Source organism: Acinetobacter sp. YH16052 (genome assembly GCF_013417155.1).
Classification (GTDB): Bacteria; Pseudomonadota; Gammaproteobacteria; order Pseudomonadales; family Moraxellaceae; genus Acinetobacter.
In genome coordinates this window covers 1-5,354 of record NZ_VPEO01000056.1, presented here as the reverse complement: position 1 = coordinate 5,354, position 5,354 = coordinate 1, and the positions used below count along the sequence as shown (strand labels likewise).

Sequence of the window (5,354 nt, the reverse complement as noted above, 5' to 3'; positions counted from 1 at the left end):
AGAATGCTTTAAAAGCATGTCTATCGATGAAAAGCGTTTATTGGTTTTAGCAAGTCCTATCGCTAGAGTTACCAACGCTACCGAAAAAGACCCCATTACTATTACTGCTGAAAACTTTGCTAAAGAGTGCAATATAAAAACCCACTCTGCATATAAGTCGATGGAGGAAGCTAGTAAGCATATGCTGCGTAGGTACTTTACCTATACAGATGAAAAGGGGAAAAAAGTTTCTTGTTCTTGGGTAATCCGAGCAAAATACGACAATGGAGCAATATCAATTTGCTTTCCTGAGGAAGTTCTTTTAATGCTAAAAGAATTTGATAAGCTCAACCCTTACACCAAATATAAAAAAGAAGTGGTACTCAGACTTAAAAAAGATTATTCCTTTGACCTGTATCATCTTGCCAAGAAATATCAGGGTCTAGGTAAATTTGAATTAAGTTTAGATCGTATAAAAACAGAGTTAGGATTGCCTAAGTCTTATGATCGAATGTCTAATTTAAAAACCCGTGTTTTAGAGCCTTCTTTAGAAGAAATTAACTCTCAAACAGATTTAAATCTAACTTATGAAAATATAAAAGAGGGTAGAACTGTTGTGGGGTTTAGATTCAAAGTTAAAGAAAAATTTGAAAAGCCAAAAATCAACTCAAGTCGAGATATGAATACCGTCGATATGTTTTTCAAAATGACTGATGGGCAAATTAATATGTTTGGAAATCAGCTTGCCAAATTACCGGGCCTATCACATTTAGCTGTTGGTAATGAGAGTTATGAGGCTTTAGCTAGTCGAATTAAAGACATGCTGATAGACCCTGAAAAACAAAAAGAGTTTATTCCACATTTAAGAAGTTTAGGTTTTAAAGGTTAAATAATTTTCTGTCTCGATCTTCTATTAAATACTCGTTGAGTTCAGCGAGTATTTTTTCTCTATTGGCTTCATTGTCATTCATTTTTTTAATCAAATAAGAACCGAGCAAAATTTTGCGTCGAGTATCGTCCTTTCTCTCCTGCTCTTTTTGCTTTGATTTTTCTCTAGCTTCGATAGCTTGTTTATGAGCCTTTAACTGTTTCAGCTTCTCTAACTGGGCTTCAATTTTCTTTTCGAGATTTTCAGCAGATTTTGTCATGATTCAGATTTCGGGATATAGAAAACCACTCAAGCATAAGGCCCTATGAATTGAAATTCAAGCGGGCTATATGCTATCGTGTTTTCATGAAATGCGCACTTACGACTTGGATTTCATCCAAGTCAAAGTTTGCGTAAGGGGATTCCCCTTAACCCCAAAAAACTGCTACGCAATTTTTAAAAGCAAAAGCAAAACCACCACAAGGCTAAGGCATGGCAATTTATCACTGTACTACTAAGACCGTTAACCGAAGTTCGGGACGAACTGCAGTTGCATCTATGGCTTACCGTGCAGGAGAAAAATTGAAAGATGAACGGACAGGGTTAACCCATGACTTCACAAGAAAAGAAGGTGTGGTTTATACAGAGATTCTTTCTAACTTGGATACTGAATTAGACCGAAGCCAAGTTTGGAATCTGGCAGAAAAATCTGAGAATCGAAAAGATGCCCGAACCGCACGTGAATGGGTTATCGCTTTACCTGATGAACTGGACGAAGAACAGCGAAAAGAATTGGCTAAAGAGTTTGCCCAATCATTAGTAGACCGTTATGGGGTGATTGCAGATTTAGCCATCCATGCACCCAGCAAAGGAGGGGATGATAAAAACCATCATGCGCATATCTTGCTGACTACACGTAAGGCTGAACTGGATCAAGATCATAATCTGGTGCTAAAGGATAAGACTGATATTGAGTTAAGCAATGCCAAGAGAAAAAGCCTGGGCATGGGAACAAGCCAGGAAGAAATTAAACAGATCCGAGCCACCTGGGCAAACTTAGCCAATCATGCCCTCGAACATGCAGGGTATCGGGAAAGAATCGACCACCGTAGTTATGCCGATCAAGGCAAGGATCTACAAGCTACCATCCATGAGGGTAGTAAAGTTACCCAGATGCGCAGAAAAGGCATAGATACTGAAATTAGCCGTTTTAACGATACGATCAAACAGCAAAACAGCCAACAGCTCCAAAACAAACAACAGCACAAGGAAAAGACCTTAGAACAAGGGTTCAACCATGTTGAGCAAGGTTTCAAACAATGGAAGAAAGATCGGGAAGCACAACGTCTGGAACAAGAGCAAAGACAAAGATTGAAATTGGAACAAGAGCAAAAGATGAAACAGACACAGCGTATTAAATATGAAAGAAGTGGCCCATCGCTATGAGCAACCAAAACGACTTAGACGATCAACTATATATTTTACTGGCCTCCATGAAGGAATATAGAGAGGCCATAGCAGACGATAACAAGCGATTAGAGGTATTTTACAACCAAATCGCTAACGGAGTACTCAATAAGGCTGAAAAATCGCTAGAAAACGCAAATAAGAAACATACAGCTGCATTAAACAATAGTATTCAAGAATTAAACGAAGCTACAAAAAGGCTCAACTTAAAATTTATCATTATTTTTGCCAGCACGTTTGTCGCTGTGATGATGGTATTCATCTTGGCAATATTCTTGTACGTGCCAAGCAAAGATGAAATTAATGAACGTAGAACTGATATGGCTGTACTTAAAAAATATCCACTACAAATTAGAGAAAGTGATGGTGAAACACTAGTCAGAATCATGACGAAAAATTGCTATTCATTTCAGCCAAATAGTGTCAAAGAAAAGACCTATGACTGGTGCCAGATCGACCCTAAAAGATATTAGTTGATCGGTACTTTGCTTGGTTTTTCTCATAGCTAATCAGATTATAGCAAGCGCAAAGTTGCCCGACTTTGAAATATGGCTAAAGCCATATTTCAAAGCATCGAGCTAAATTTTGGTTTCTTATGTCATATCTATTTGCAATGGGAAAAGGCATGCTAAAACATTAAAAGAAGGAATAAATAATGAGAAAGCATTTGATTTTCCTATTTTTTATAATGATGCTTTTTATTTTAGCTATAGTTATTAAGATCGAAAATGATCAGAAAAAAGAGCAACAGTTAAGTAAATTGAAGCTAATTGAAAAGAAAATTAATTAAGTAAAAACTGAGTTATACTTTTTTGATAACGATAATAACTAAGCCCAGAAGACACCTAATCCCAGCACTACACCTGCTGGGATTTTTTTTCTTATGCTTAATTACTTACTTTCCGATATAGATTATGAATGTATGTATTTTACCAATAGGTAAAGTGCAAGGATATAAGATAAAAGAAAGGATGCTTTAAGAAAGCAGTCTAAAAATTACTAATTTTATATAATAATTTTTTTTATTATATATACTTAACTATTTATATCTTAAGACGAATTACCAATGACCGCTATACGATTATTATATGTAAGTAAGTTCAGGTCTAAAATTTATTCTAAGAGTGAACTTTATGAAATTTTAACCGAAGCATTAAAGTTTAATGGAGCAAATCAGATCTATGGGGCTCTTTACTATGGAAATGATTACTTTGTTCAATGTTTAGAGGGGCAAGAAGATAAAGTAAAGCATCTTTTTCATGACAAAATCTTAAAAGATCCGCGTCATGAAAATTGTGAAGTTCTTTATCTTGAGAAGATCAGTACATATCTCTTTTCTAATTGGTATATGAAATATGCCAATATTGATCAGGATATAGTTAAGTTTTTCTCTAAAAATCATAATGATATTTTTAATCCATACTTATTAAATAGCTCTACAATCCCACCTCTTATAGAGTTATTAAGTCAGCATGCAGATAATTTTTCTATATTAAAAAGTAAAGCTTTAATTACTTCGAATCCAATTTGGATTAAAAAATTAGCATAATAGACCTTATACGAAATACAACTGTTTTTCCCTTCAAGATCATTATATTAGAGATTGCTGCCTTGAATCATAGAGCAACAGGGCGGCAACTCCTCTATTTATCATGTTCCAAGTTTGATATTTGATCGTTGTTCCACGGTACTGATTAAATATTTTAATAAAAAACTCATTCTAGTAAGAGCCGAGCAAGTGCCTACGAGCGATCACCTGGTATCAAAATTCATGCGTTTTTCTCTCTGATTACAAAGTCTGTTTTTTAAAGCAAAAAAAGGAAGGGATAACCCTTCCTTTTTTCTATTTAACTGGCTTGTCGATATTCAAACCTTCTTAAAAAATCTTGAATTGCCTGTTCTTTCAACAATTCACTAATTAATAAAGATGGTATGAAGTACACTTTTACTCGCACACGTTTTTTCAGTTTTGAATCTTCAGATAAATAGTGATCTTCAATATTCCATCCATCACTACGTAATTCGCTAATACGACACGCAGAGTAACTAGAATCAATAGACGACCACATATCTTTGTTTTTAACAGGCACCCTATTTAATAAGCGGTGCAAGATATGTGCTTTATGTGTATCTACTGCCGGTAAAACTGGAATCATGATGATTCCTCCATTGTAAAAAATGGAGGTTAATCAGCCTTATCTGTTCGCTAACTTGAACAAATTGTTTATCAATGATAGAATCGTTTATGCATTTTAAACGTAAATCATTAATTCTTATGGCTTTTTTAACCTCCTTTGGTTTGATTTGTTAGCTATTTGATATTAAAGATTTCAAAAAAGGTACTTGTTGACGCAAGTGCCTTTTTTTTGCTTTATTTTCAAACAGTTCAAACTCTAACATAGGAATACATAAAAATATAGTCCCTATGCTCACAGTTTCGCGTATTTCGAACGTTTACATGTAAACATATGGTTGTATACCTATTTTCTTTTAATCGGCCGTAAACAGCCTTACACGAAGAATTAGAATTAATTATAAAAAATTATTTTCAATTGTATTAAATAAAAAATCCTTTTTTATCTTTTTAATAAGCTTTTAAAAGCTTTTAGACCCCCTTCAAACCCTTTATTCATAAGGCTTTCAAACTTTAAAAAACTACAAATGGAGGATATTAAGCTACAAATGGAGGACTAAATCAGTTTTTAAAACTACAAATGGAGGAATTTAAAACTACAAATGGAGGACATTAAGCTACATTATTTTTATTGTAGTTTTGTTAAAAAGCTACAAAAATAATAGCTAAAAAAACAGCAGCTTGGTATTTTGCAAATTACATTGCTCAGTATGTAGTTTTCAAATGGAAGATAAAAAAACCTATCCACCTTCATGGGTGGTCATACAAAATAATATTCAAGAATGCTTTAAAAGCATGTCTATCGATGAAAAGCGTTTATTGGTTTTAGCAAGTCCTATCGCTAGAGTTACCAACGCTACCGAAAAAGACCCCATTACTATTACTGCTGAAAACTTTGCTAAAGAG

At 34.3% G+C, this 5,354-nt stretch carries 6 protein-coding genes and 1 pseudogene; 5 read left to right on the top strand and 2 right to left on the bottom strand.

All coding sequences use genetic code 11. From position 1 onward, the window contains the following. A partial coding sequence (locus FTV42_RS15430; RefSeq protein ID WP_180039165.1) for a RepB family plasmid replication initiator protein occupies positions 1 to 868 on the top strand: 868 nt, incomplete at its 5' end. Here the strand turns inward: FTV42_RS15430 and FTV42_RS15425 are convergent. After that, on the bottom strand, positions 858 to 1,127 hold the full coding sequence (locus tag FTV42_RS15425; protein ID WP_179991711.1) for a mobilization protein: 270 nt from the start codon (positions 1,125 to 1,127) through the stop codon (positions 858 to 860). The genes FTV42_RS15430 and FTV42_RS15425 overlap by 11 nt on opposite strands. A 212-nt stretch (positions 1,128 to 1,339) precedes the next feature. Here FTV42_RS15425 and mobQ point away from each other — a divergent pair, with 212 nt between their 5' ends. The 3 genes from mobQ (at position 1,340) to FTV42_RS15410 (ending at position 3,863) form a co-directional block, all read left to right on the top strand. Further along, complete coding sequence (gene mobQ, locus FTV42_RS15420) at positions 1,340 to 2,293, top strand: MobQ family relaxase (protein ID WP_179991710.1); 954 nt, start codon at positions 1,340 to 1,342, stop codon at positions 2,291 to 2,293. Then, positions 2,290 to 2,787: a hypothetical protein gene (locus FTV42_RS15415; RefSeq protein ID WP_179991709.1), complete on the top strand. Its 498-nt coding sequence runs from the start codon at positions 2,290 to 2,292 to the stop codon at positions 2,785 to 2,787. Before mobQ ends, FTV42_RS15415 begins: the two co-directional genes overlap by 4 nt. Before the next feature lie 593 nt (positions 2,788 to 3,380). Then, positions 3,381 to 3,863, top strand: a complete 483-nt coding sequence (locus FTV42_RS15410) for a BLUF domain-containing protein (protein ID WP_179995733.1) — start codon at positions 3,381 to 3,383, stop codon at positions 3,861 to 3,863. Positions 3,864 to 4,161: 298 nt separating this feature from the next. Here FTV42_RS15410 and FTV42_RS15405 read toward each other — a convergent pair whose 3' ends face one another. Further along, a complete protein-coding gene (locus tag FTV42_RS15405) occupies positions 4,162 to 4,470 on the bottom strand; it encodes a hypothetical protein (RefSeq protein ID WP_179991713.1) in 309 nt (102 codons plus the stop codon). Positions 4,471 to 5,171: 701 nt separating this feature from the next. On the opposite strand from FTV42_RS15405, the pseudogene FTV42_RS15400 reads away from it, so the two are divergent. Continuing rightward, a pseudogene (locus tag FTV42_RS15400) lies at positions 5,172 to 5,354 on the top strand (replication initiation protein); the annotation flags it as partial.